The organism is Pseudonocardia sp. TRM90224, from assembly GCF_021245725.1.
In the GTDB taxonomy this organism is placed as follows: Bacteria; Actinomycetota; Actinomycetes; order Mycobacteriales; family Pseudonocardiaceae; genus Pseudonocardia.
This window is the reverse complement of the sequence record NZ_JAJGSX010000003.1, coordinates 860,934-886,415: the sequence shown is the minus strand read 5'-3', so window position 1 is coordinate 886,415 and position 25,482 is coordinate 860,934. Positions and strand designations below refer to the sequence as shown.

The 25,482-nt window shown below is 70.4% G+C and carries 21 protein-coding genes and 1 pseudogene; 8 read left to right on the top strand and 14 right to left on the bottom strand.

Features of this window, described 5'->3' with window-relative positions; translation table 11 throughout:
- Positions 1-153 (top strand): annotated as a pseudogene (locus tag LL648_RS08390) (YbhB/YbcL family Raf kinase inhibitor-like protein); the annotation flags it as partial.
- 222 nt (positions 154-375) lie between these two features.
- Here the strand turns inward: LL648_RS08390 and LL648_RS08385 are convergent.
- On the bottom strand, positions 376-2,538 hold the full coding sequence (locus LL648_RS08385; RefSeq protein ID WP_232661831.1) for a 3-hydroxyacyl-CoA dehydrogenase NAD-binding domain-containing protein: 2,163 nt from the start codon (positions 2,536-2,538) through the stop codon (positions 376-378).
- Between the two features lie 3 nt (positions 2,539-2,541).
- The gene (locus LL648_RS08380) at positions 2,542-3,762 is read right to left on the bottom strand and encodes an acetyl-CoA C-acetyltransferase (RefSeq protein WP_232661830.1); all 1,221 of its coding nucleotides are present in this window, start codon (positions 3,760-3,762) and stop codon (positions 2,542-2,544) included.
- Between the two features lie 58 nt (positions 3,763-3,820).
- On the opposite strand from LL648_RS08380, the gene LL648_RS08375 reads away from it, so the two are divergent.
- Complete coding sequence (locus tag LL648_RS08375; RefSeq protein ID WP_232661829.1) at positions 3,821-4,546, top strand: MerR family transcriptional regulator; 726 nt, start codon at positions 3,821-3,823, stop codon at positions 4,544-4,546.
- A 14-nt stretch (positions 4,547-4,560) separates the two neighbouring features.
- Positions 4,561-4,983, top strand: a complete 423-nt coding sequence (locus LL648_RS08370) for an acyl-CoA thioesterase (RefSeq protein WP_232661828.1) — start codon at positions 4,561-4,563, stop codon at positions 4,981-4,983.
- Between the two features lie 73 nt (positions 4,984-5,056).
- Here LL648_RS08370 and LL648_RS08365 read toward each other — a convergent pair whose 3' ends face one another.
- Entirely contained in the window at positions 5,057-5,449 is a 393-nt protein-coding gene (locus LL648_RS08365; protein WP_232661827.1) for a DUF3224 domain-containing protein, read from the bottom strand.
- A 50-nt stretch (positions 5,450-5,499) separates the two neighbouring features.
- Positions 5,500-6,252 (bottom strand): enoyl-CoA hydratase/isomerase family protein, encoded by a 753-nt coding sequence (locus LL648_RS08360; RefSeq protein WP_232661826.1) that lies wholly within the window; start codon positions 6,250-6,252, stop codon positions 5,500-5,502.
- A gap of 95 nt (positions 6,253-6,347) precedes the next feature.
- On the opposite strand from LL648_RS08360, the gene LL648_RS08355 reads away from it, so the two are divergent.
- Positions 6,348-7,433: an S-(hydroxymethyl)mycothiol dehydrogenase gene (locus LL648_RS08355; protein ID WP_232661825.1), complete on the top strand. Its 1,086-nt coding sequence runs from the start codon at positions 6,348-6,350 to the stop codon at positions 7,431-7,433.
- Positions 7,430-8,050, top strand: a complete 621-nt coding sequence (locus LL648_RS08350; protein ID WP_232661824.1) for an MBL fold metallo-hydrolase — start codon at positions 7,430-7,432, stop codon at positions 8,048-8,050. Before LL648_RS08355 ends, LL648_RS08350 begins: the two co-directional genes overlap by 4 nt.
- A 73-nt stretch (positions 8,051-8,123) precedes the next feature.
- Here the strand turns inward: LL648_RS08350 and LL648_RS08345 are convergent, their stop codons facing one another.
- The gene (locus LL648_RS08345) at positions 8,124-9,281 is read right to left on the bottom strand and encodes an MFS transporter (RefSeq protein ID WP_232661823.1); all 1,158 of its coding nucleotides are present in this window, start codon (positions 9,279-9,281) and stop codon (positions 8,124-8,126) included.
- A 63-nt stretch (positions 9,282-9,344) separates the two neighbouring features.
- On the opposite strand from LL648_RS08345, the gene LL648_RS08340 reads away from it, so the two are divergent.
- Positions 9,345-10,382, top strand: a complete 1,038-nt coding sequence (locus LL648_RS08340) for a gamma-glutamylcyclotransferase family protein (protein WP_232661822.1) — start codon at positions 9,345-9,347, stop codon at positions 10,380-10,382.
- On the opposite strand, the gene LL648_RS08335 is transcribed toward LL648_RS08340, so the two are convergent.
- The 8 genes from LL648_RS08335 to LL648_RS08300 form a co-directional block, all read right to left on the bottom strand.
- Positions 10,348-11,514, bottom strand: a complete 1,167-nt coding sequence (locus tag LL648_RS08335; RefSeq protein ID WP_232661821.1) for an MFS transporter — start codon at positions 11,512-11,514, stop codon at positions 10,348-10,350. The genes LL648_RS08340 and LL648_RS08335 overlap by 35 nt on opposite strands.
- Positions 11,515-11,622: 108 nt before the next feature.
- Positions 11,623-12,963, bottom strand: coding sequence for an MFS transporter (locus LL648_RS08330; RefSeq protein ID WP_232661820.1), 1,341 nt, complete (start codon positions 12,961-12,963; stop codon positions 11,623-11,625).
- 386 nt (positions 12,964-13,349) lie between these two features.
- Positions 13,350-14,453, bottom strand: coding sequence for an amidohydrolase family protein (locus LL648_RS08325; protein WP_232661819.1), 1,104 nt, complete (start codon positions 14,451-14,453; stop codon positions 13,350-13,352).
- 4 nt (positions 14,454-14,457) lie between these two features.
- Complete coding sequence (groL, locus tag LL648_RS08320) at positions 14,458-16,143, bottom strand: chaperonin GroEL (RefSeq protein ID WP_232661818.1); 1,686 nt, start codon at positions 16,141-16,143, stop codon at positions 14,458-14,460.
- 91 nt (positions 16,144-16,234) lie between these two features.
- The gene (gene mimD / locus LL648_RS08315) at positions 16,235-16,609 is read right to left on the bottom strand and encodes a propane 2-monooxygenase effector subunit MimD (protein ID WP_232661817.1); all 375 of its coding nucleotides are present in this window, start codon (positions 16,607-16,609) and stop codon (positions 16,235-16,237) included.
- A complete protein-coding gene (locus tag LL648_RS08310; RefSeq protein ID WP_232661816.1) occupies positions 16,606-17,805 on the bottom strand; it encodes a toluene hydroxylase in 1,200 nt (399 codons plus the stop codon). The genes mimD and LL648_RS08310 overlap by 4 nt, the downstream gene beginning before the upstream one ends.
- Positions 17,802-18,860: an NADH:ubiquinone reductase (Na(+)-transporting) subunit F gene (locus LL648_RS08305; protein WP_232661815.1), complete on the bottom strand. Its 1,059-nt coding sequence runs from the start codon at positions 18,858-18,860 to the stop codon at positions 17,802-17,804. The genes LL648_RS08310 and LL648_RS08305 overlap by 4 nt, the downstream gene beginning before the upstream one ends.
- A gap of 112 nt (positions 18,861-18,972) precedes the next feature.
- Complete coding sequence (locus LL648_RS08300; protein WP_232661880.1) at positions 18,973-20,610, bottom strand: methane monooxygenase; 1,638 nt, start codon at positions 20,608-20,610, stop codon at positions 18,973-18,975.
- Between the two features lie 402 nt (positions 20,611-21,012).
- Between LL648_RS08300 and LL648_RS08295 the strand changes: the two genes are divergently transcribed.
- On the top strand, positions 21,013-22,773 hold the full coding sequence (locus LL648_RS08295) for a sigma-54-dependent Fis family transcriptional regulator (protein WP_232661814.1): 1,761 nt from the start codon (positions 21,013-21,015) through the stop codon (positions 22,771-22,773).
- Positions 22,774-22,776: 3 nt separating this feature from the next.
- Here LL648_RS08295 and LL648_RS08290 read toward each other — a convergent pair whose 3' ends face one another.
- Positions 22,777-24,213, bottom strand: coding sequence for an FAD/NAD(P)-binding protein (locus LL648_RS08290; RefSeq protein WP_232661813.1), 1,437 nt, complete (start codon positions 24,211-24,213; stop codon positions 22,777-22,779).
- Positions 24,214-24,347: 134 nt separating this feature from the next.
- On the opposite strand from LL648_RS08290, the gene LL648_RS08285 reads away from it, so the two are divergent.
- On the top strand, positions 24,348-25,427 hold the full coding sequence (locus tag LL648_RS08285; protein WP_232661812.1) for a helix-turn-helix domain-containing protein: 1,080 nt from the start codon (positions 24,348-24,350) through the stop codon (positions 25,425-25,427).
- Positions 25,428-25,482: the final 55 nt, after the last annotated feature.

Sequence of the window (25,482 nt, the reverse complement as noted above, 5' to 3'; positions counted from 1 at the left end):
GGACACGGCCCGCACCACTACTACACCGCCGTGCACGCCCTCGACGTCGAAAGCCTCGAGATCCCCCCGACCGCCACGCCCGCGTTCCTCGGCTTCAACCTCTTCAGCCACACCCTCGCCCGCGCCGTCGTCGTCAACACGTACGAACGCTGAGCGCGCGCACCGGGTGGTCACGGTGGTGCCAGGAAAGTGGCTTTCCTGGCACTACAGGACAGGAAAGTGGCTTTCCTGGCAACCCGTGCGACGCGCGAGCACGCCCGCCCCGGCAAGCGCCGGGATGTGTGCGTTCCGCACGCGAGGGCAGGAAAGCCACTTTCAGGCCCCCTGAGGGCAGGAAAGTGGCTTTCCTGCCCTCACCCAGCTCCCGTTCGGCCGTCAGGCCGCAACCTCCGAGGCCCGCTTGCGCAGGCTCTCCGGCACCTCGAACCGGTCGCCGTACTTCGCCTTGAACTCGTCGGCCCGTGCGACGAAGCCCGCGGGACCGCCCGGGTAGCCCTCGACGTACTGCACGACCCCGCCGGTCCAGGCCGGGAAGCCGATGCCGAAGATCGAGCCGATGTTCGCGTCGGGGATGCTGGTCAGCACGCCCTCGTCGAAGCACTTCTGGGTCTCGATCGCCTCGACGAAGAGCATCCGCTCCGAGAGCTCGTGCAGGTCGACGTCGTGGTTGGTGGCGCCGAAGTGCTCGCGCAGCCCCGGCCACAGCCGCACGCGCTTGCCGTCGGCGTACTCGTAGAAGCCCGCGCCGCTGCTCTTGCCCTTGCGGTCGAACTCCTCGACGAGCCGGTCGATGATCGCCTCCGACGGGTGCGCCTCCCACGTCCCGCCGGCCGCCTCGAGGGCCGCCCGCGACTCCTTGCGGATCTTCTGCGGCAGCGTGAGGGTCAGCTCGTCCATCAGCTGGAGCACCGGCGCCGGGTACCCGGCCTGCGATGACGCCTGCTCGACGGTCTGCGGGTCGATGCCCTCTGCGACCATCGCGACACCCTCGTTGATGAAGGTGCCGATCACCCGGCTGGTGAAGAAGCCGCGGCTGTCGTTCACGACGATGGGGGTCTTCCGCATGCCGAGCGTCACGTCGAACGCCTTGGCCAGCGTCGCGTCGGAGGTCCGCTCACCGCGGATGATCTCCACGAGCGGCATCTTGTCGACCGGCGAGAAGAAGTGCAGTCCGATGAAGTCGCCCGGCCGGTCCAGGCCCGCGGCCAGCTCGGTGATCGGGAGGGTGGAGGTGTTCGAGCAGAGCAGCGCGTCGGGCTCGATCACCTTCATCGCCTCGCGGAAGACCTCCTGCTTGAGCGCGACCGACTCGAACACCGCCTCGATGACGATGTCGCAGCCGGCGAGGTCGTTGTAGTCGCCGGTCGGCGTGATGCGCTCGAGCAGCGCCTCACCCTTCTCGACGGTCGTCCTGCCGCGCTTGACGCCCTTCGCGACCAGGCCTTCCGAGTAGGTCTTGCCCTTCTCGGCCGCCTCCAGCGAGACGTCCTTGAGCACAACCTCCCAGCCCGACAGCGCGCAGGTGTAGGCGATGCCGGCGCCCATCATCCCGGCGCCGAGCACGGCCACCTTGCGCGGCGTGTACTGCTCGAACCCGTCGGGCCGCGAGCCGCCGTTGTTGATGTGCTGCAGGTCGAAGAAGAACGCCTTGGTCATGTTCTTCGAGGTCTGGCCGCAGATCAGCTCGGTGAAGTACCGGCCTTCGATGCGCAACGCCGTGTCGATGTCGACCTGCGCGCCCTCGACGGCCGCGGAGAGGATGTTGCGCGGCGCCGGCATCGGGGCACCCTTGAGCTGCTTGCGCAGGTTGGCCGGGAACGCCGGCAGGAAGGCCGCGAGCTTCGGGTTCGACGGGGTGCCGCCGGGCATCTTGTAGCCGGGCTTGTCCCACGGCTGCGCCGCCTCGGGGTTCGCCGCGATCCACGCGCGCGCCTTCTCCAGCATCTCCTCGTGCGACGAGGCCAGCTCGTCGATGATGCCGGTCTCCAGCGCGGCCGCCGGCTTGTGCCGCTGCCCCTGGGCGAGGACCTTCATGAACCCGTCGGCGATGCCGAGCATGCGCGTGATGCGGGTGACGCCGCCGCTGCCGGGCAGCAGGCCGAGCGTGACCTCCGGCAGCCCGTAGACGACACCCTTCGCGTCGAGCCCGATGCGATGGTGGCAGGCGAGGCCGATCTCCAGCCCGCCGCCTAGCGCGGTGCCGTTCATGGCCGCGACCACCGGCTTGCCCAGCGTCTCCAGCTTGCGCAGCTGGGCCTTGATCGCCGTCACGCGCTCCATGATCTGCGGAGCGTCCGCGGGCGTGGCCTTGATCATCGTGTCGAGGTCGCCGCCGGCGAAGAACGTCTTCTTGGCCGACGTGATGATCACACCGACGATGTTCTCCTTGTCGGCGGCGATCGCGTCGAGCGTCTCGCCCATCGCGGCCGCGTAGCGCTCGTTCATCGTGTTGGCGCTGCGGCCGGGGTCGTCGAGCGTGACGACGGCGATGCCGTCGGCACCCTTTTCCCAGCGCACTGCCTTCTCGTTCGCACTCATGGTTCAGACACGCTCCACAATCGTCGCGATCCCCATGCCGCCGCCCACGCAGAGCGTGGCGAGGCCGTAGCGCAGGTCACGCCGTTCCAGTTCGTCGATGAGGGTGCCGAGGATCATCGCCCCGGTGGCGCCGAGCGGGTGGCCCATGGCGATCGCGCCGCCGTTGACGTTGACCTTCTCGTGGTCGAGCCCGAGGTCGCGCATGTACCGCAGCGCGACGGCCGCGAACGCCTCGTTGATCTCGAAGAGGTCGATGTCGTCGACCGTGAGGCCGGCCTTGGCCAGCGCCTTGCGGCTGGCGGGCGCCGGGCCGGTGAGCATGATCGTCGGGTCGGCGCCGGACAGTGCGGTGGAGACGATGCGGGCGCGCGGGGTCAGCCCCTGCGCCTTGCCCGCCGCCTCGGAGCCGATCAGGCAGAGCGCGGCGCCGTCGACGATGCCCGACGAGTTGCCGGCGTGGTGCACGTGGTCGATCTTCTCGACCCAGTGGTAGCGCTGCAGCGCGACGGCGTCGAAGCCGCCCGCCTCGCCCATCATCGCGAACGACGGCTGCAGCCCGGCGAGGCTGTCGAGCGTCGAGCCGGCCCGGACGTGCTCGTCGCGGTCGAGGATCGGCAGGCCGTTGCGGTCCTTCACCGGCACGACCGACTTCGCGAAGTAGCCGTTGGCCCACGCCTTCGCGGCGCGGGTCTGCGACTCGACGGCGAACGTGTCGACGTCCTGGCGCGAGTAGCCCTCCAGCGTCGCGATCAGGTCGGCGCCGATGCCCTGCGGCACGAAACCGGTGGTGTAGGCGGTGTCCGGGTCCATCGCCCACGCGCCGCCGTCGGAGCCCATCGGCACGCGCGACATCGCCTCGACGCCGCCGGCGAGGACCATCTCCTCCATCCCGGAGCGCACTTTCTGCGTCGCGACGTTCACGGCCTCCAGGCCCGAGGCGCAGAAGCGGTTGAGCTGCACGCCCGCCACGGTGTCGGGCAGGCCCGCGGCGATGGCGGCTGTCTTGGCGATGTCGCCGCCCTGGTCGCCGATCGGCGAGACGACGCCGAGCACGACGTCGTCGATGATGTTGGTGTCCAGCTCGGGGAAGCGGGCGCGCAGCTCGTCGATCAGCCCGACGACCAGCGAGACCGGCTTGACCTCGTGCAGCGAACCGGAGGCCTTGCCCCGGCCGCGCGGCGTGCGGATGGCGTCGTAGACAAATGCCTCGGGTATCTCGGTCATGGGTCTTTGTTACAGCAGCACTGTCACATAGGTCAAGGTGTGACGTAACCTGCCATCCATGGCCGCACCATCCGTACCCGACCAGGGGCTTCTCACGATCGACCAGCTCGCGGAACGCAGCGGCATGACCGTCCGCACGATCCGGTTCTACGCCGGCAAGGGCCTGCTCCCGCCGCCGCAGCTGCGCGGCCGCACGGGCCTGTACGGGCCGGGCCACCTCGCCCGGCTGGAGCTGGTCGGCGAGCTCACCGCGCTCGGGTTCTCGCTCGCGGCCATCGAGGCGCAGCTGGAGAAGCTGCCCGACACCGTCGGCGCCGAGGAGCTGGCGCTGCACCGGGCACTGCTCACACCGTGGGTCCCCGAGCAGCTCGAGGAGCTCACGTCCGACGAGCTGGAACGCCGCGCCGGCCGGCCCCTCGCGGCGGCCGACCTCGACGTGCTCGAAGGGCTCGGCGTGCTGCGCCGGCTCGACGACGGACGAGTGCGGGTGCACGGCGCGGCGACCCTGTCCGAAGGGCTGGCCATCATCGACTCGGACCTGCCGGCCGAGGCGTGGAAGCGCGCGCACTCGATCATCGAGATGCACACGACCGCACTGGCCGAGGACCTCATGACGATGTTCCAGCAGGAGGTCCTGCAGCCCTACCGCGATCGCGGACGCAGGTCGGAGGAGCGCCACCGGCTCGCCGCAGCGCTCACCCAGCTCAAGCCGCTGACCGTGCGCGGGGTCGTCACGGCGTTCGGACGTGCGATGAACCGCACCATCAGGGACCGCGTCGAGTAGGCCAGTATCGGCGCATGAGCGTCCCGATCATCCACCCGCTGACGGTCCGCTACATGGAGGTCGACGCGCAGAACGTCGTCTTCAACGGGTGGTACTTCACCTACTTCGACGAGGCGATGGGCACGTTCCTGCGCGAACGCGGGCTCAGCTACCCCGGCATGATCGCGTCCGGCTACGACGTGCAGGTCGTGCACAGCGAGATGGACTGGAAGTCGGGCGTGCGCTGGACCGACGACGTCGCCGTGGCCGTCTCGACCGCACGCATCGGGCGGACTAGCTTCGCGCTCGACTTCGAGCTGCGCCGCAACGGCAGCGAGGTCACCTGCTCGGCCCGCAACGTCTACGTCGTCATCGCGGCCGACGGGAGCGGGAAGCGCGAGATCCCGCCCTCCATCGCGGCCGTGCTGGGCGCCCCGTCACCCCTCCGCCCAGCCTGACCCCAACTTCCCCACCGTTTTGGGTGGATGCGCGCCGAAAACGCGCGCAGGTGCACAAAACGGTGGGGACCTTCTACGGCAGGTCGTAGGTGAAGGTGTAGGTGTGCTCGCCCTCGTCGGATCGGACGATGTCGAGGGTGCCGGTCAGGCCGTGCAGGTCGCCCGTTCCCGAGTTCGGGACGACGTCGACCTGCATGGTGCCCTCGGTACCGTCGTGGTAGGCGGAGTGGCGCAGCACGAACGTGCCCTTCCGCCCGTCGATCTCCGCGGTCACCCGCTCGATCCCGACGTAGGCCGCCGAGTCCTGCGGCGCGACGGCCAGCAGCAGGTCGGCGACGCTCGTGCCGTTGATCCCGCCCTCGAAGGACTTCGTGTTGCGGACGCGCTGCAGCGTCGCGCCTTCGGCCTCGTCGTACGTCTCGTCGTCCCAGCTGGTGAGGTCGAAACGGCCGGTCGCTGTCGTCATACCGCGATCGTCGCCGCTCCCGGGCCACGGCCATAGGACAAACGCGACACCTATCGCCGCGTCACCGCCTTGAGGTAGCCGTCGGTCCACCCGTCGCCCGACCTGACGTCCCAGAGCTTCGTGACCTCCAGCTCCTCGTCGGCGTAGCGCTCCATCCGCTCGACGTGGTCGCGGCGCAGCTGCGCCTTCGTGGTCGCGAACGTGTCGCCGGGCACGTCGTCGGCCAGCGCCAGCGCCTCGGCCACCGCACGGGCCTGCAGCACCTCGGGCGCGACGATCTCGTCGACGATCCCGAGCGCCGCCGCTGCCTCCGGCCGGTGCGTCGCCGCCCCGATGATCAGCTTGCGCGCGGTGACGTCGCCGACGGCGTACCGCACGATCTCCAGCGGCACACGCGGGAACGGCACCCCCACCTTGATCTCCGGCACGCCGATCCGACCAGGACCTTCCGCCGCCAGCCGGACGTCGGCGCACATCGCGAGCACGCAGCCGCCGGCGATCGCGTGCCCGTTGACGGCAGCGACCAGCGGCTTCGGGAACTCGAACGCCGCGCGCAGCATCGCGCTGAGCGCCGGGAGGAACGCCGCGACGTAGGACGGCCCGCCGTCGAGATATCTGCGCAGATCCACCCCTGCCGAAAAGGTGGGGCCCGTACCGGTCAGCACGACTGCACGGACGGGCTCCGACGCGAGCGCGTGGAACGTCGCGTCGATCTCGCGGCAGAGCTCGATGTCCATGGCGCTGACCGGCCCGTGCGCCAGCCGCAAGACAGCGACGTAGCCGTCGTCCTCGCGTTCGATCACAGCCGCAAGCTACCCCGGTGCGCCCTCAACACGGCACCCGTTCCCATGGCAGGCTGCGCATGAAAAGGACTCAGCGTCGAGGGAGAGCAGTCAGCATGCCGCAACAGGTCCGCGGGGTCGTCGCGCACGGCAAGGGCAAGCCCGTCTCGCTGGAGACGATCACCGTGCCGGATCCCGGCCCCGGCGAGGCGGTCGTCGCGGTGCAGGCGTGCGGGGTGTGCCACACCGACCTGCACTACCGCGAGGGCGGGATCAACGACGAGTTCCCGTTCCTGCTCGGCCACGAGGCCGCCGGGATCGTCGAGTCGGTCGGCGAAGGCGTCACCGACGTCGCGCCGGGCGACTTCGTGATCCTCAACTGGCGCGCCGTCGACGGGACGTGCCGCGCGTGCCGTCGTGGTGAGCCCTGGTACTGCTTCTCCACCCACAACGCCACGCAGAAGATGACCCTGGAGTCGGGCCAGGAGCTCTCGCCCGCGCTCGGGATCGGCGCGTTCATCGAGAAGACGCTCGTGCACTCCGGGCAGTGCACGAAGGTCGACCCGGCGGCGAAGCCCGAGGTGGCGGGCCTGCTCGGGTGCGGCGTGATGGCCGGCATCGGCGCTGCGATGAACACCGGCGGCATCCGGCGCGGCGACTCCATCGCGGTGATCGGCTGCGGCGGGGTCGGCAACGCCGCCATCGCGGGCGCCAAGCTCGCCGGCGCGACGACGATCATCGGGATCGACATCGACGACCGGAAGCTGCAGTGGGCCACCGAGTTCGGCGCCACCCACACGATCAACTCGCGCGAGCAGGACCCCATCGAGGCGGTCAAGGCGCTGACCGGCGACAACGGCGCGAACGTCGTCGTCGACGCGGTCGGGCGGCCGGAGACGTTCAAGCAGGCGTTCTACGCCCGCGACCTCGCCGGCACCGTCGTGCTGGTGGGCGTCCCGACCCCGGACATGACGGTCGACCTCCCGCTCATCGACGTGTTCGGCCGCGGCGGCGCCACGAAGTCGTCCTGGTACGGCGACTGCCTGCCGAGCCGCGACTTCCCGATGCTGATCGACCTGCACCTGCAGGGCCGGCTGCCGCTGGAGAAGTTCGTCAGCGAGACGATCGGGCTCGGCGACGTCGAGGAGGCGTTCCACCGCATGGAGCGCGGCGAGGTGCTGCGGTCGGTGGTCCTGCTGTGATCGACCACGTCGTCACGTCCGGCACGTTCTCGCTCGACGGCGGGACGTGGGACGTCGACAACAACGTCTGGATCGTCGGCGGCGAGCGCGAGGTGCTCGTCGTCGACGCCGCCCACGACGCGGAGAAGATCGCGGCGGCGGTCGGCGACCGGCGGGTGGTCGCCGTGGTGTGCACGCACGCGCACGACGACCACGTGAACCAGGCGCCCGCGCTGGCCGACCGGTTCGGCGCGCCGATCCTGCTGAACCCGGCCGAGGCGCCGCTCTGGGAGCTGACCCATCCCGACCGCAAGCCCGACGCCGAGCTGTCCGACGGCGACGTGCTGACCGCGGGCGGGGTGACGCTGCGCGTGCTGGCGACGCCGGGGCACTCCCCCGGCTCGTCCTGCCTCTATGCCCCCGACCTCGGGACGGTCTTCACCGGCGACACCCTGTTCCAGGGCGGCCCCGGCGCGACCGGCCGATCGTTCTCGTCGTTCGACACGATCATCGAGTCGATCAAGGGCAAGCTGCTCACGCTGCCGGGCGACACGACCGTCCGCACAGGCCACGGCGACTCCACAAGCATCGGGGCGGAGCTGCCACACCTGGAGGAGTGGATCACGCGCGGCCACTAGGAGAGAGCGTCGACAACGACGTTCTGGCTGTTTGTTAGCGCTAACATCAGCCAAAACGTCGTTGTCGACGTACTCACCGCCGGCGCAGGGCGGCCGCCGCGCAGAGCACCGCCGACGTCGCGAACGCCGCGCCGTACCCGAACGGCTCCGCGACCGCGCCGAGCCCGACGGCGCCGACCCCGGTGCCCGCGTCGTAGGCGACGTTCCACGCCGCGCTGGCCGCGCCGTAGCGGGCGCTGCCGAACACGCCGAAGAGGCCTGTCAGCGCGTCGTTCTGGACCAGGCCGAACCCGATCCCGACGACGGCGGCGCCGGCGACGAGCAGCACTCCGTGGCCGGTCGCCGTCGCCACGATCTCGATGCCCATCCCCGCGGCGGCGGCGAGCACGCCGGGGCGTTGCAGCCGCCCGCCCCAGCCCAGCCGATCCACCAGCTCGCCCGCCAGCACCCGGCCGCCCATCGCGCCGCCCGCCGTCGCGAAGAGGGCCAGCGCCACGAGCAGCCCGGCGTCGGGCACGGCCAGCGGGAGGAACGTGACGAGCCCGCCTTGCGCGATCGAGCAGACGAGCATCGCCAGCACCGGCGGCACCGCCGCGCGAGCGACCGGCGCCGAGCTCCACGTCCCGGGCTCGACGGCGGCGCCGCGCGCCATCTTGATGGCGAGCACGACCACGGCCCCGAGCATCGGCGCGACGCCCGCCGCCACGAAGATCGCCGTGAACCCCCAGGTCTCCACCATCGCGACGCCCGCGGCGAGCAGCACCACCTGCGGCCCTCCGGTGGCTATGCCGTAGCGGGCGCCGGCCCGTCCGTGCTGCTCACGCGGCACGAGCTCGGCCACCAGCGCGCTCCCGGCGACCGTCGCCAGCCCGAACCCGACACCCCGCACCGCCGAGAGTGCGAGCACCGGCCCGAGCTCGGCCGACAGCGCGTACAGCGGGGCGGGCGCGCCGAGCAGCACGCTACCGATCCCGAGCACCCACCGGTGCCCGATCGTGCTCAGCAACCACGGCGCCGCCGGCTGCGCCAGCACGGTCGTGAGCATCAGCACGCCCGTCGTCGCGCCCGCCCCGAACGCGCCGGTGCCGCCGCGCGCCACCCACAACGGCACGACGGGCAGCAGCAACGCGTACCCGCTCGCCATCAGCGCGACGGAAACCAGCATCAAGCGGAACGGCGCACCCGCGATGCCGGCGGCCGGGCACGGCCGGGGATCGGGGAGCCTCGACACGATCCCGACGGTAACCCGCCGCCGGGGAGTACCGGCAAGCCGGAAACGTTCTACGGTCGGCGTGTGCAGTGGCCCGACTCGGACTTCCCGGAGGATCCGTATCCCGGCGCGGCGCCGCCGTCGTCGTTCGTGCACGTCGACGGCGTCTCGCACGCGACGATCCCCGGCTCGCACGGCTGGACGGTCGACGGAACCGACCTCGACGAATGGCTGGCCACGCGCGGTGCCCCACCGTCGGCGGGGCGCGTCCCGGTGCTGTCCTACGGCTCGAACAAATGCCCCTCCAAGATCACTTGGCTGCGGGCGGCGCTGGGGCTCGGCGCCGATCCCGTGGTCGTCCTGCGGGCCGCGACGACCGACGTCGCCGCGGTGTGGGCGGCCGGCCTGCGCTACCGCGACGGGCAGCGGCCCGCGGTGCTCGCCGCGTCGCCGGGGGCCGCCGAGCAGCACGCGGTGTGGCTCGCGACGCCCGCGCAGGTGGAGGTGCTCGACCGCTGCGAGGGCCGCGGCGACCGGTTCCGGCTGGCCAGGCTGCGCAGCGGCACCGTCCGCGTCGAGGACGGCACCCTCGTCGAAGCGCCCTGGTGTTACCTCGGGCACGGCAAGATCCGCAAACCGCTGCTGGTCGACGGGCAGCTGGTGCGCTGCGCGGACGTCCCCCAGCTGCGGGCACTCGCGCTCCAGGGCGAGCCCGCACCGGACGACGGGCTGAGCGCCACGACCGTCACGAGCGCGCCGGACCCCGACGAGTGGCCGGCCGCGCTGTTCACGTACGGCCTGCTGCAGCCGGGCCAGCCGTCGTGGGAGCTGGTCGCGCCGTACGCGGCCGGCGAGCCGCGCCGGACCTGGTTGCCGGGACAGGTCGCCGACACCGGGAAGGGCTACCCGGCGTGGCTCGCCGGCCGGCGCGGATCGACGCCGGGGTTCGTGGTGCCGCTGCGCGACCCCGTCGGGATGTTCCCCGCGCTGGACGAGTACGAGGGCGACGAGTACCGGCGGATCAGGGTCGCGCTGCCGGACGGCACGGTGTGCTGGGCCTACGCATGGCAGGGCGCAACGACAGGGCTCATTCCACTGCCGGCCGGCTGGCCCCCTGCCTGAACAGGACGAACGCGGCGACCCCGCTGGCCAGCGCGAGCAAGGCCCACAGCACCGGCAGCGCCCACGCCACCCGCTCGCCGCCGGTGTCGAGCACGTACCCGGTGAGTGCCTGGCCGGCCGCCGACCCGACCGGGCCACCCGCGCTGAGCAGCGCGATCGTGAACACGAACCCGTTGCGGGTCGACACCGTCTCGGCCAGCGTGACCTGCGAGATCATGAACGGCGCGATCGCGCAGCCGGCCAGCACGATCCCCACCAGCACCGCACCGCCCCATGCGCAGATCAGGAGCACGGCCATGGCGACCCCGAGCGCGGCGCAGAACACCAGGTAGCGCGCCCGCGGCGAGAACGTCTTCGGCAGCCAGGCATAGCAGATCCCGGCCACCGTGCTGCCGACGGCGAGCCCCGCGTAGAGGATGCCCGCAGGCACGCTGCCCTGGTCGGCCGTCACCGCGGTCTGGATCGTGCCGAAGATCGCGCCCATCGCGATGCTGCCCACGACGAGCACACCGACCGCCGGCCGGAACTCCCGACGCCGGGGGCCGGCCACCCGCGGACGCTCCACGTACATGGTCGCGAACGGCACTGCAGCGCCGACCAGCAGTACCGCCGACGCCGTCAGCGGGTTCGCGCCCGGCACCAGCGCCGGCACCGCCGTGAGCAACCCGACCAGCACCGGGCCGACGATGAACGCCGCCTCGTCCGCCGCCGTCTCGTACGAGAACGCGGTCGCCGTGTCACGGTCGAGCAGGGCCGCCCAGTGCACCCGGACCAGCGGCCCGACCTGCGGCTGGGTGAATCCGACGGCGATCGCGGTGAGCAGCATGCCCGTCGTCGAGTGCGCCGCGGCCGTCAGGATCAGCAGCGCGGTGGTCAGCGCGCACGCGACCGCCGCCGTGACCCCGACCCGGCGGGCGCCGAACCGTGAGACGAGCGAACCGATGGCAACACCGCCGGCCGCGGTCGAGAGGCTCTGCGCCCCGACCGCTATCCCGGCGAACGAGTAGCTGCCGGTCGCGCCCTGGATGAGGAGCAACGAGCCGAGCGGGGTGATCGCGTAGGGGACGCGGGCGAGGAACCCGAGCGGGAGGAAGGAGCGCGGCACCGCACGCACCAGCAAGCCGTAGGACACGAGCGTCTCCAGAGCACGTCGAGGAGACGCGCCTACCCTGCCGCCTAGCGCGTGCCTGTCCCGCTTGCTGTCACAGCCTAACCACCGTGATCGACGACCGGGGAGCGATCAGGCGGCCGTCGACTTCAGCACCGATGCCGGCGCTCCGGGGAGCGGCTGGCGCGCGCTCTCCCGCAGGACGATCACCGCGGCCAGCGAGACCAGCGCGGCGATCGCGACGTACGCGCCGGGGATCGCATTGTTGCCCGTGCTGTCGACCAGCAGCGCGAGGATCGCGGGGGCCGTGCCGCCGAAGATCGACGTCGAGACGTTGTAGCCGATCGAGAAGCCGCCGTAGCGGACGTCGGTGTCGAACAGCGCCGGCAGCGTGGCCGACATCGTGCCCATCAGCAGCACGAGCAGCAGCCCGAGGATCGCCAGCCCCGCGACCGTGCCCAGCGCGGTGCCGGAGTCGAGCAGCATGAACGCGGGGTAGGAGAGCACGATGAAGCCGACGCACGACGTCATGATCAGCGGTTTCCGGCCGATCCGGTCGGAGAGCGCGCCGATCGGGATGATCACGATCATGATCACGACCATCATGCCGAGGATGTAGAGCAGCGCGGGGGTCGCCTCGAGCCCGGACGTCGTCTGCAGGTAGGTCGGCATGTAGAAGAGCACCGTGTAGACGGCCACGTTGTAGAACAGCACCAGCCCGATGCAGACCAGCACCGGACGCCAGTGCTTGGTGAGCACGTCGCGCAGCGGCGAGTCGGAGACCTCGTGCTGCTGCTCCAGCGCGAGGAACGCCGGGGTGTCCTCCAGCTTGGTGCGCAGGTAGAGCCCGACGAGCCCGAGCGGGCCGGCGATCAGGAACGGCACGCGCCAGCCCCACGCCGCCATGTCCGCCTCGGACAGCCCGGTCTGCAACGCCGTCACCAAGGCGGCGGCGAGCACGAACCCGCCGGTCGTGCCGAACTCCAGGAAGCTGCAGTAGAAGCCGCGTCGCTTGTCGGGGGCGTACTCGGCGATGAACGCCGCCGCGCCGCCGTACTCACCTCCGGTGGCGAAGCCCTGCACGAGCCTCGCCAGCACCAGCAGGATCGGCGCGAGCCAGCCGACCAGCCCGAACGTCGGCAGCAGGCCGATCGCGAAGCTCGCGGCCGACATCGTCACGATCGTCAGCGCCAGCACCCGCTTGCGCCCGATCCGGTCGCCGAGCGGGCCGAGGATCGCGCCGCCGAGCGGCCGCACGAGGTAGGCGACGGCGAACAGCGCGAGCACGAGCGCGATGTGCGAGTCGTCGCTGTCGTTGGGGAAGAAGTTCGCCGCGATGTAGATCGTGACGTAGCTGTAGATGCCGTAGTCGAACCACTCGACGAGGTTGCCCATGGCCGCGGCGCCGACCGCCTTGCGCACGGTCGGTTCGTCGACCTCGACCGACTCCTTCGCGCTCTTCTCCTGGTCCATCTACCCGGCCTTTCCCCCGAAGTGTGCCGCCACGCTAGGACGGGCCCGGTACCCCGGCAACCGCTGGCGCAACCACAACTTCCCCACCGTTTTGCCAACCTGCACGCCGTTCTGCCTGTGCAGGTTGGCAAAACGGTGGGGACCTCGGGCCCGATCTCCCCACCGTTTTGGGTGGATGCGCGCCTGCGGAGCGCGCAAGTGCCCAAAACGGTGGGGAAGTTCTAGGAGGGTCCTGAACGACTGGGGCCGTAGCGAGCGGCGTCCAGGTGGTGTCATCGAAAGGCGCGCGGATGCGGCGATACCGCTGTTGTATCGACGTATCCGCGCAACGCCGCGAGGGCGCCGCCTGGGCGCCGCGCAGCAGGTCCCAGTTGTTCAGGGCGCTCCTAGGCCCCGGCGGCCGCAGCGGCGACGACGGACGGCGCCGCGGCGGGCGCGATCCGGTAGAGCCGCGCCGCGTTCCCGCCCAGCACGGCCCGGACGGCCGCGGCGTCGAAGCGGTAGCGGTGCCCCACCTCGGGCGGGAACCGGTAGGCCGCGAGCTCGCGGACCAGCCGGCCCGGCCGCATCATCGGGTAGCCGCTGCCGAAGAGCAGCCGTTCCGGCCCGAACGCCTCCAGCAGCCCGCCGAACGCGTGCGCGAAGTCGAGCGAGCCCAGCCACGGCAGGATCTCCGTGAGCATGACGTGCACGTTCGGCAGCGCTGCCAGCCGCAGCAGCTGCGAGCCGGGCAGGCAGCCCGCGCCGAGCACGAACCGGATCTCCGGCAGCGCCTCCGCCAGCTCGCGGAACTGCCTGGCGTCGGGCACGGGCGGCGCCACCCGCGCCGCCTCCCCGGCCCGCACCGGCTGGGCCGACCCCGCCTTGACGGGCTCGGCCCAGCGCGGCACCCGCGGGGGTCGGCGCGTGGCGACGGGTGGTGGGTGGTCACGCCGCCACGGCGCCGGACGGGTCGACGGCCCCACCCCGATGTGGACGACGTCGGCGCCGGCCTGCCCGCACCGGGCGAGCGTCTTGCGCAGCCACGGGTCGCCGAGCCGCAGCCATCCCGTCGGTCTGCGCCGCTCGCACAGCGTCAGCCCTCGCAGGTCGAACCGGCGCACCCGCGGGGTCATCCCGCGGGCGCCCGGCTGCCCGCCGTCCGGGTCGAGCTCGCCGCTCAGCACGAACCGGTCGGGCATCCACCCGGCCATCTCCGCGTGCCATTCGAGCGGGCTGAACCCGAGCACGAACAGGTCCCCCAGCACGACGGGTTGCAGCACAGCCCGGTCGACGTATCCCTCTTCGAACACGTCACGGGTCAGGCTGTGCTCCGAGACGCGCTCCACCTCATGTCTCGGTACGCCGGCACCGTCGAGCTCGCGGTGCCGGCGCAACAGGTCCGTCGCGTACAGCTCACCGTCGGGGATCGCCTGGTTGTGCGGGCTGGCGTCCCAGACGTGCACCTGCGCGTCGACGACGAACGTCTGCCTGCCACCGACGGTGAACACGGGTCTAGCCCACCTGCGGGCCGAGGCCGAGCGACTGCGGCGTGCTGGAGTCGGGCGACGGCTGCGGGATGCCGTCGTCGAGCGACCCGAACTCGGTCATGAGCGACTTGTTCCACGGCGTCTGCTCCTCGGCCACCAGCGAGTTGGTGGTGAGGATCAGCCCGGCGACGGACGCGCCGTTCTGCAACGCGGAGCGCACGACCCGCAGCGGGTCGATGATGCCCATCTCGACCATGTTCCCGAAGCGGCCCTCCAGCGCGTCGAACCCTTCGTCGACGCCCATCTCGGTGAGCTGCTTGATCACCTCGTGGCCCTGGTAGCCGGCGTTGTGGGCGATCAGGTACGCCGGTTCGGTCAGCGACCGCCGGACGATCTCTACGCCGATCTCGTAGTCGCCCTGCACCTCGAGCTTGTCGAGCGCCTGCTCGGCGTGCAGGAGCGCAGCGCCACCACCTGCGACGATGCCTTCTGCCATCGCGGCGCGGGTGGCCTGCAGCGAGTCGTCGACGCGGTGGCGGACCTCCTTGAGCTCCGCGTTGGTCGGCGCGCCGACCCAGATGATCGCGGCCTTGCCCGAGAGCTTGGCGATGCGGTCGTTGAGGAAGTCCTCGTCGGTGCCGATGCTCGCGCGTTCCAGCTCGGCGCGCAGCGACGTGAGCCGCAGCTCCAGCGCGTCGGGTTCGCCGCCGCCGCCGATGATCGTCGTGTGGTCGTTGGTCGCGCGGACCTGCGACGCCCGACCGAGGTGCTCGATGCCCACCTGTTCCAGCGAGAACGACGACGCCTTGCTCAGCACCTTGCCGCCGGTCAGCGCGGCCATGTCCTCCAGGAGGTGCACACGCTTCTCACCGAAGCCGGGCGCCTGGATCGCGGTGCACCTGAACGTCCCGTTGACGTGGTTGTGCACCAGCATCTGCAGCGCCGTGCCTTCGACCTTCTCCGCGATGATCACCAGCGGCCGCGGGTCGCGCATGATCTTGTCGAGCATCGGCATCAGCGACTGCACCTTGGTGATCTTCTCGGCGCAGAGCAGGATGTACGGGTCGTCGAGCACCGCTTCGAGGCGCCCGGGGTCGGTCACCAGGTAGGGCGAGACGTACCCGTTGTCGAACTCGAAGTCCTCGACGAAGTTCACCGAGAGCCCGTTCACCGGCGCGTCCTCGACCGTGACGACCCCGTCGTCGCCGACGGTGTGCAGGGTGCGGGCCACGACGGCGCCGATCGTGTCGTCGTCGTTGGACGAGATCGCCGCCACGCGGGCCAGCTCTGCCTCGCTGTCGACGGGGTGCGCGACACCGGCGAGGTGCTCGACGAGCGCGGCGACGGCGAGGTCGATACCCCGCTTGACCAGCACCGGGTTGCCGCCCGACGTGATCGCCTTCATGCCCTCGCGGACGATCGCCTGCGCGATGACGGTGGCGGTCGTGGTGCCGTCGCCGACCATGTCGTTGGTCTTGATCGCGGCTTCCTTGAGGATCTGCGCGCCCATGTTCTCGAACGAGTCGCGCAGGAAGATCTCGCGGGCGATCGTCACGCCGTCGTTGGTGACCTCCGGCGTGCCGGTGATCTTCTCGAGGATGACGTTGCGCCCCTTTGGCCCCAACGTCGACTTCACCGCTTCCGCCAGCTGGTCGACACCAGCTTGCAGCAGGTCACGGGCTTCTTGACCGAACTTCAGTTCCTTCGCCATTGATCCTTCTCCTGGTCGTGCGGGCGCGGGCCGTAACGACGTACGGGTCGCCGCCCGCGGCATTGCGGGCGACGACCCGGAGTCACTGGAACTACTTGACGGTCGAGGGCAGGTCGAAGCCGATGTACTCGGCGGCGTCCTCCGGGTTGGCGAACATGATCGTTCGGTCGTCCTCGTGGACCATCCGTCCGTAGTGCGTCGACATGTTCTCCTCGAACTCGGCGGCGTCGTAGAAGCCAGGCTCCTCACCGAGTGCTTCGGAGATCTCGTCGTAGACGAAGTCCATCCGGTTCACCGCATCGACGCGGATCATCGAGGGCAGGTGCGTGATGGTGACCTGCTCCTGCCGGTCCATCACCTCGGCCACCACCGCGCCGACCTGGTTGTTCATCAAGGTCACGCCGCAGAGGTTCGACGAGGTGTTGTTCGACTTGAACGGGCTTTCGGATGTCTTGAAAGCGGTCACTGCTTCAGCTCCTCGGGTGCGTCGAGTCCAAGATCGGAAAGGATTCCGGCGAACCTGTTCTTCGCGCGGTCGAGCGCGTCCTCGAACCGCGGCGGCTTCTGGTCGGGCTGCGACCAGAGCGGCTGCAACGTGCGGGCCGCGTCGAGGCACTGCGGCACCCAGTGCGAGAGCCAGCCCTGCATGAGCGCCTTGTTGTGGTCGGCGAACTCGCGGTCCGACGTCAGCGGGCCGAAGCACGCCTGCGTCCAGCGCAGGTCGCGTTGTGCGTAGTCGTACTCGCCGGCACCCATGACGGTCGGGGTGACGAAGTCGCCGTTGGCGGCCGCGCACTGCTGCACGAGGTTGCTGCGGAACAGCTCGCCGAGCAGCGGCTCGAAGACGACGTTCGTGGCGAAGATCGACTCGCCCCAGTCGTCGTCGACGGCGGTGAGCGCCTCGGTCACCTTCCGCACGCCCTGCCACTCGGCGTCGGAGTTCCAGGCCTCGACGTGCGCAGCACCGTCGAAGCTCTCGATCTCTTCGGAGAGCGTCAGGTTGTAGAGCGCGAGGTCCTGCGCGAACCGGATCTTGTGCATGCTGTTCACCGCCATGGCGGTGTTGTGCATGTTGGTCGGGCCGGACCGGTTGCACGCGGCGAACACGTAGAGCCCGAGGATGTGCTCGATGTGCATCCACGCGCCGACGTTGCGCTCGACGAAGTTGATCCAGTTCGGCGTCCACTGATCGAACGCCTTCGCCTGCTTCGCGTTCTCGATGTTCTGGTTCACCTGCCGGACGACGTTGGCGTTGTACCGGTAGAAGGTGAGCTCCCACTCCTCGTTGGGGTCGCGGAACTCGTGCCAGCCGTGCGCGGGCCATTCGAGGTCCTTGCCGCCGCCACCGGTGCCCGGGCCGCGCTCGGGTTCGGGCAGGTCGACGCCCCACGCCTTCAACTTCGTCCAGTGCAGCGGGTAGCCCGCGTCGCCGTTGGCGAAGCCGTAGATCCAGCCCTGCGACAGGTAGTGCCGCGGGTCGGGCTGGACGTCGACGGTCACGTCCTCGTAGTGCGTCTGCTTGCGCTTGGCCGGCTTGTAATAGTTGTAGCGCCGTGCGCTGGCACCCGAGTCCGGAAACTCCCGAGCACCGGCCTCAGCATCGGTGAACTGTGGTTTGGGAACGCTGCGTTCTGGGCGCTCTGTGGTCGTCTCGGTAGTCACTGACCGTCCTCGCCTTCTCCTTGTTCACCAGTGGTGGTGAACTTGTCGTAGAAGATGTTCTCCTCGCGCACGCCAAGTTCTGTGAGCATCGGAATTGCCGCGTCCACCATGGGCGGCGGTCCGCAGACGTAGGCGTCCATTCCTTTCAGATCGGTGCACTTGCTTTTCACGACCTCGGTGATGAGACCGACGTCGCCGTCCCACTCGTCGCCGTCGGACGGCTCGGAGAGTGCCGGGACGTAGGTGAACCCGGGCAGCTCCTCCTCGAGCGCCTGCAGCTCCTTCTCGAAGCACAGGTCGCGCTTGGTGCGTGCGCCGTAGAAGAAGGTCGCCTTGCGCTCCACGCCGCGTTCGGCCATCGAGCGCAGCAGGCCGAGCACGGGCGCCATGCCCGCGCCGCCCCCCACGAACACGATCTCCGACGTCCTGCTCTCGCGGAGCGTGAAGGTGCCGAACGGCCCCTCGACGTCGAGCCGGTCGCCGACGGCCAGCGTGTTCGCCAGGAACTCCGAGAACAGGCCGTTCGGGTAGACCTTGATGACGAACTCGAACCGACCCTCCCGACCGGGGGTGTTGGCCATCGAGAACGAGCGCGACTCGTCCGTGCCCGGCACGGTGAGGTCGAGGTACTGCCCGGGGAAGAACTTGATCTCCTCGGGCTCGACGAGCCGCAGCACCAGATGCCGCATGTCGTGCGTCACCGGCTCGTTCGAGACGACCTCGGCCACGCCTTTCCGCAGCGGCAGCCCGGATCGGATGATCTCCTCGTCGTAATTGAGGAGCTCGATCACCAGATCCTCATAGGCATGCGCCCTGCAGAGCAGCGTCGACCCTTCCTCCTTTTCGTAATCGGGCAGCGCGAACGTCGAGTACTTGTCGAGTTCGATGTCCTCGCCTTCGAGCACGAACGACTTGCACGCCGCGCATTGCCCTTCCTTGCAGCCGTGCATGAGCTGCACGCCCTGCTCGGCCGCGGCGCGCAGGATCGTCTGGTCCTCGTCGACCTCGATCTCGATGCCGACAGGCTCGAACCGCACTATGTGCTTCTCGCCCATGGGGAACCTTCGGACCCTTTCCGATTGTGACGACAGGACAACCTGGTGCGGGCATGGCAGGGAGAGGACCGGCGGAACGCACCGCCGGCCTCTCCCCTCGCCTGACCCGCGCTCAGGCGCTGGCGGGCGCCGGTCGGCCTGCCGGCCCCTGACGCCGGTAGTCCTCGACGAATGCCGTGCGCTGCTCATCGGTCATCTCGTTGAACAGCACGTTCGGGCTCTGCAGCGGCGGGCAGCGCCGCAGGTGGTCCAGCGTCCACATCTTCTTGGGGTCCAAGTTGAGGTGGGGCTGTGCCGTCATCGTCTTGCCGTCGTCACGGACGTAGCCCATGTCGGCGACCACATCGGCCCAGTTCCAGCCGTGGTAGAGCGTCTCCCATTCCCGCTTGCCGACGAGCCGGCCCATGTTCGGGGTTTCCCGGCCCATGTACGTGGGGCGGAACGCCTCGACGTCGGTCCAGCGGCAGACCTCGTGGCAGTACGTGCGGTGCACGCCGTCCACTTCGGCCGTGACGATGTCCTCACGGACCAGACACGGCACCATGCAGGTCCAGCAGCGGTTCGGGTAGACGTAGTCGACGGGCTCGAAAACGATCGGGTTGTGCCCGTTCGGCGTGGCGAGCCGGTTGTAGTTCTCCCACCACGCACCGTACTTGTCGTACCAACCCGGGTACTTGTACTCGAACCACTCGAAGTCCGTGTCGGTCATGCCGTCCATGCGCCAGTAGTTGGCGAGCCAACCGGTGCAGAAGAACTGCGCGACCTCGTGGACGTAGCCCTTCTCCCAGATCTGCTTCCACGACTCTTCGATCAGGTCGTGCGGGATGACCAGGCCGTACTTCTCGAGCGGTACCAGGTACGAGCGGTAGTAGTCGTCGTAGATCCAACGGCGCCACATCTCGGCGTAGGACTCGCGGTCCTTGCGCCGGTCCTTGGTGCCGTACTCGATGAACGTGCCGATCGCGGCGTCGACCACGCGGTGGTTGTTCCACCACGCGTAGCGCAGGTCGCGCTCCAGCAGCTGGCGGTTGTCCTCGTCGGACAGTGCCATCAGCAGCGTCGCGTAGCCGTTCGAGATGTGTCGCGACTCGTCCGACTGCACCGAGTGGAACACGGTGGGCAGCAGGTAGTCACCGTTTGCGGCCGCCTCGGCCGGCATGGCCACGAACAGGGTGTTCGTGAACGCCGTCTCGGCGACGATCGTCAGGTAGATGCTCGCCGCGGTGATCGCGTCACCGGTGATGAATCCTTCGGCGAACTGCCGGCCGATGGTGCCGCAGTAGTCGTTGTGGAAGTTGCGCAGGCTGTTGTTGAAGCCCGCTGGGTCGATGTAGTTGTTCATGTAAAGGCGCTTGAGGTTCTGCTGGATCGTCGAGTGCCGAACCTCATCGATCATCTGGATCGCCTGGCCGTTGTGCAGCTCCGGGTTCGGAACCACGTGGAACAGCATCGGCATCGAACGCGCTGCCGATACCTCCGGCAACGGGATGATCGACAGGAAGAGCTTCTGCCACTCCAGCCAACGCTCTTGGACCTGCCGGAACATGTTGCCGCGAATAGCGCCGTCGGAAGCGCCGTAAACGCGGTGGTCCTTTTCTTCCTGCATCGGGAAGTAGGACCGAAGAACCTGCTTGAGCGGATCCTTCTTGGAGGCCTTCCGGAAGGTGTAGTCGGTGCCGTACTTCATGTACGGCTCGTGATACTGCGGCTCCCAGGCGAGTTCCTGGATCTTCTGGTGAGCCTTAGCCAGACTCTGCCGACTCACGGTGTCTCCTCACGTGGTGGTGGGCCGGGAGACGCGTCCGTGCTGCGCGGTGCGCGGGACGTCCCCCGTGGTCTGCCCCCGTCCGCGGTGCCGGACCGTGGCGCGGGTGGCGCCGGCAGCGGAGGTGACCCGAGACCTCGACGCAGATTCCGAACGCGCGCCGTTGCCTCGTGCTGGGAATCACACCGCCCCGGATGAGGCGCCGAGGTCTCAATATGAGACTGTGCGCAGTTGGCTGTGCCTCTGCGCGGCCGTACCCGGTACCTTCCAATGGCGCAGGCTCCGCATTGCAGCGGAGTCCCACCACTGCGCCGAGGAGGGCATCGCTTGGCACTCGCCAACCAAGGCCCAGTACTTCGACGGCCCGACGGGACCGCCGAGAGTCTCGTGCGCGCCCGTACGTCCTTCATCGTCGAGAACAAGATCGAAGCCGGCGTCGTCCGCGACTCCATTCTCGCGTCCTGGACGCGATCGCGAGAATGGCACGTCACATCAGACAACATCGAGCTCTCGAACGACTTCGATCTCGAACCGGACTCGCCGCTGTCGCGGGCCGCTTCGCCGATTCTCTCCGACGTGGCCGACCAAATGGCGACCGAGCCCGTCAGCGTCATCCTCACCGATGCCGACGGCGTGGTGCTCGACCGCCGCACCGGCGACTCGGCGTTGCACCAGCACCTGGACAAGGTGTGGCTGGCGCCCGGGTTCAGCTATGCGGAGAAGTTCATCGGCACCAACGGCATCGGCACCGCGCTGGAGGGCCGCGGGCCCGCCCAGGTGTTCGGCCACGAGCACTACGTCGAGAACCTCGCCGACCTCGCCTGTGCCGGCGCCCCGATCTGGCACCCGGTCAGCGGCAAGCTGCTCGGCGTCGTCGACCTGACGTGCTGGCGTCGCGACGCCGGCCGGTTCATGTCCACTGCGGTCGCCCGGATCGCCCGCCAGATCGAGGGCGCACTGCTCGACCAGTCGGGGCCGCGTGAGCTGGCGCTGCTGCACGACTACCTCACGGCGTGCCGGCGGCACCGCGGCGCCGTCTTCGGCATCAGCCCCGACCTGGTGATGATGAACGACAAGGCGCGGGAGCTGATCGACCCCGCCGACCAGGTCGCGCTCATCGCCGGCGCCAGCGAGGCCATGAACACCGGGCGCCGCCTGCTGATGCTCGACCTGCCCAGCGGGGCCGTCGCGCGCGTGCAGGTGCGGCCGAGCTGGATCCGGCAGGGCATCGCGGGCGGCGTGCTGCACGTCCAGCTCGCGCCCCCGGAGATCGCCCAGAAGCCCCGCAGCCTCGCCGGCGGGCACGCCTCGCCGCTGTCGGCCGCCGTCGGCTCCAGCATGCTGTGGGCGAAGTGCTGCCAGGCGATCGACCGGCACTTCCAGAGCCGCGAGTGGCTGGTGCTGGAGGGCGAAGCGGGCACCGGCAAGACGACGGTCGCCAAGGCCACCCACCAGATGCGTTCGCCGGCCGCCCACCTGCGGATACTTGACGCCGACGACTACGGCCCACGCTGGATCGCCGACGTCATCGAGGAGCTGGAGACCGGTGGCGGCACGCTGGTGCTCACCCACGTCGACCGGTTGACGACGGAGGGCATGCAGACGCTGGCCGACGCGCTCGAGCCGCACCGCGAGTCGACCGACCCCGATCGGCCGTGGGTCGTCGCGACCGTCAGCAGCGGCGGTCTCGCCGGCGGCGAGGCCGCCAACCTGCTGGAGTCGTTCCCGCGGACGGTCGAGGTGCCACCGCTGCGCCACCACGTCGAGGACGTCGCGGAGCTGGTGCCGCACCTGATCGCCCGGCTCACCCGCGGTTCGGAGCTGACCTGCTCGCCCGAAGCGCTGCGGGTGCTGATGCGCAACCGCTGGCCCGGCAACGTCGAGCAGCTCTACCAGGTGCTGCGCAAGGTCGTGGCGCGCCGCCGCGCCGGCGTCGTCGTGCCGGCCGACCTGCCACCGGAGACGCACGCGATCACCCGCCGGGTGCTCACGCCCCTGGAGGCGATCGAGTGCGACGCGATCGTCGACGCGCTGCTGGACAACAACGGCAACAAGGCCGAGGCGGCCCGCCACCTGGGCATGTCCCGCGCGACGATCTACCGCAAGATCCGCGGGTACGGCATAACCACCGGCGCGGGCACCGGCTGACGATCAGGGCCGTCGACGATCAGGGCCGTCGACGATCGCCCGCGCGGCACCGGCTGCCTGCGCGGCGACGCCCGGGATGCTGGACGTGATGAACGACCCGCCCCCGGCGAGGTCGCCGACCACGTGCAGGCGCGGATCGAGCGCCACCAGCCCGCCCGACGGGTGCGGCTCGGCCGCGCCGTCGGCCAGCAGCGAGTCGACCAGCTGCCGCGCCCCCTGTGGCACCGACCGCGGTGGCGGGTTCACGGCGTTGACGACGACGTCGGTGGTGCTGCTGATGCGGGAGCCGCGCACCCGGAACCGGCCGTCCACCGCCTCGATCCGGTGCGCGCCCGCGGCGAGGACGAGCTGCCCGGAGTCCAGCAGCCGCATCACGACGGTGGCGTTCACCGGGACCATCGGTGAGGCGACGCTGGTCGCCACACGGAAGTGCTGCCGCAACCGCTCGCGGTCGGCTTCGGGCAGCAGCCGCCACGCGAACGGGCCGACGCTGTGCGCCGTCTCCTGGAGCACCCGCCGGCCGATGCGCGGGTCGTCGACGGCAGCCAGCTGCGCCCGCAGGCGCCGGGCCGGGTCGTCGGTCGAGGTCGCCAGCAGCTCGGCCGCGAACTCGTCGAACGACTCGCCCGCCTCGGCCAGCTCGGCGCGCAGCAGCCCGACCAGGTCGTCGAGGGTGACGACGCCGTGCTCGCGGTGCAGCGCCGCCACGCGCTCGGCGGTGACGTGCCGCGGCCGGTGGCCCGTCGGACGCTGCCAGACGTGGGGCAGCACGCCGCTGCGGGACAGCAGCGTGATCCGCCCGCTGTGGCCTCGCGCAGCGAGCGTCACGACGACGTCGACGGCGGTCAGGCCGCTGCCGATGACGGTGACGTCGGCGCCGGGCGGGACCTCGTCGAGCGTCGTGGCCAGCGGGTACGGGTCGGCGATGAAGCCGGCGGCTCCGCTCAGGCCGTAGTGGTCGTGGGGCGTCCCGCCGCCCACGCACAGCGCAAGATGATCGGTTTCGAGAGCACGGCCGTCGCGGGTGCGCAGCGACCAGCGGGCTCCCGATCTGCTCGCCGCAGTCAGGCCGGCGGGGACGACCCGCACGTCCCGGCCGTTCTCGCGCAGCATGGCCATCGCCTTCTCGGCGGTGTCGACGAGGTACTCGCCGTAGAGCGCGCGTGGGACCAGCGGCTGTCCGAGCAGGTCGTCCATGTGGGCGGCGCCGCGGGCGCCCAGCCACGACGCGTAGTGCGCCATGTCGCCGCCCCGGATCGACATGATCGCCGGTGGCACGTTGACCAGCACCGAGTCCGAATCGGGGCCGTACGGGCGGCCCTTCCACAGGTGCGGGGACGGCTCGACGACCGTGATGGTGCCGGGGCCGCTCGCGGAAGCGGCGAGCGCGTCCAGCAGACCGACCGCGGCGGCGCCCGCTCCGACGATGGTGATGTCCATGGGTCCGAGCCTGTTCGACACCGGAGCCGCCGCCCATCCCCCGCATGCGGTGAGCGGCCGGGAATCACCCCCTCAAACGGGGGGTTGGGGCCGAACAGGGGGCCGGGCACCCTGACGGGTGGGGAGGTAGCCGGATGTCCGTGATGAGAGGCCGCGCCGAGGTGCTGTCGAGCGCCGGCCGCGCCACCGACGCGCTCGGGCTCTTCAGCCGGACGTCCGCCCGGCTGCGGCGGCTCGTGCCGTTCGACTCGGCGGTGTGGGCGGCAACCGATCCGGAGACCGGTCTCATCACCGCGCCGATGCTGGTGCAGGACCTCGGCTCGCGCGAGGACTGCGCTGCCTACTGGGCGAGCGAGCTGCTGGAGGAGAACGTCGTCCCGTTCCGCGACCTCGCCCGCGCCGACGTCCCGGCGGCCGGCCTGCGCGCGGCCACCCGCGACCTGCCCGCACGCAGCGCCCGCTTCCGACGGTTGCTGGAGCGCCAGGGCGTCGACGACGAGCTGCGGGCGGTGCTGCGGATCGGCGACCGGCCGTGGGCCGTGGTGAGCCTGTTCCGCATGCACGGTGGTCGTGGTGGTGGCGCCGCGTTCGTCCCGGCCGAGACGGCGCTGCTCGCCGAGCTGTCCGGTCCGCTCGCGACGCTGCTGCGCGGCTTCGCCCGGCCGTCCACGACCGGCGGTCCCGACGGCTCGCAGGCACCCGGGCTGGTGCTCTTCGATCCCGCCGGCGAGCCGACGTCGATCAACGAGGAGGCGCGGCGGTTCCTCGCGCTGCTCCCGGCCGGCCCGTCCGTGCCGTCCCCGCTGGGCCTGCGGCTGCCGATCTGGGTGGTCGCCACGGCGCTGCAGGCCCGGGCCGTCGCCACCGGACGCGAGCGCGATGGCGCGAAGATGCGCATCCGGACCGTCGACGGCCGGTGGCTGACCTGCCACGCGTCCTGCCTCAGCGGGCCGGACGGACGGCCCGGCCCGGTGGCGCTCGTCATCGAGCAGGCGCCGGCCGCCGACCTGGCAGTGCTCATCGCGGAGGCCGACGGGCTGACGCCGCGCGAGCTGGAGATCACCCGGCTCGTCGCGCGCGGGCTGGCCACCGCCGAGATCGCGGCGGCGCTGTCCATCTCACCGCACACCGTGCGCGACCACCTCAAGACGATCTTCGCCAAGGCCGACGTCTCCAGCCGCGGCGAGCTGGTCGCGCGCCTGTTCGCGTCCTGAGCGGACACCGTCGACAACGACGTAATGGCTGTTTGTGAGCGCTAACAACAGCCAG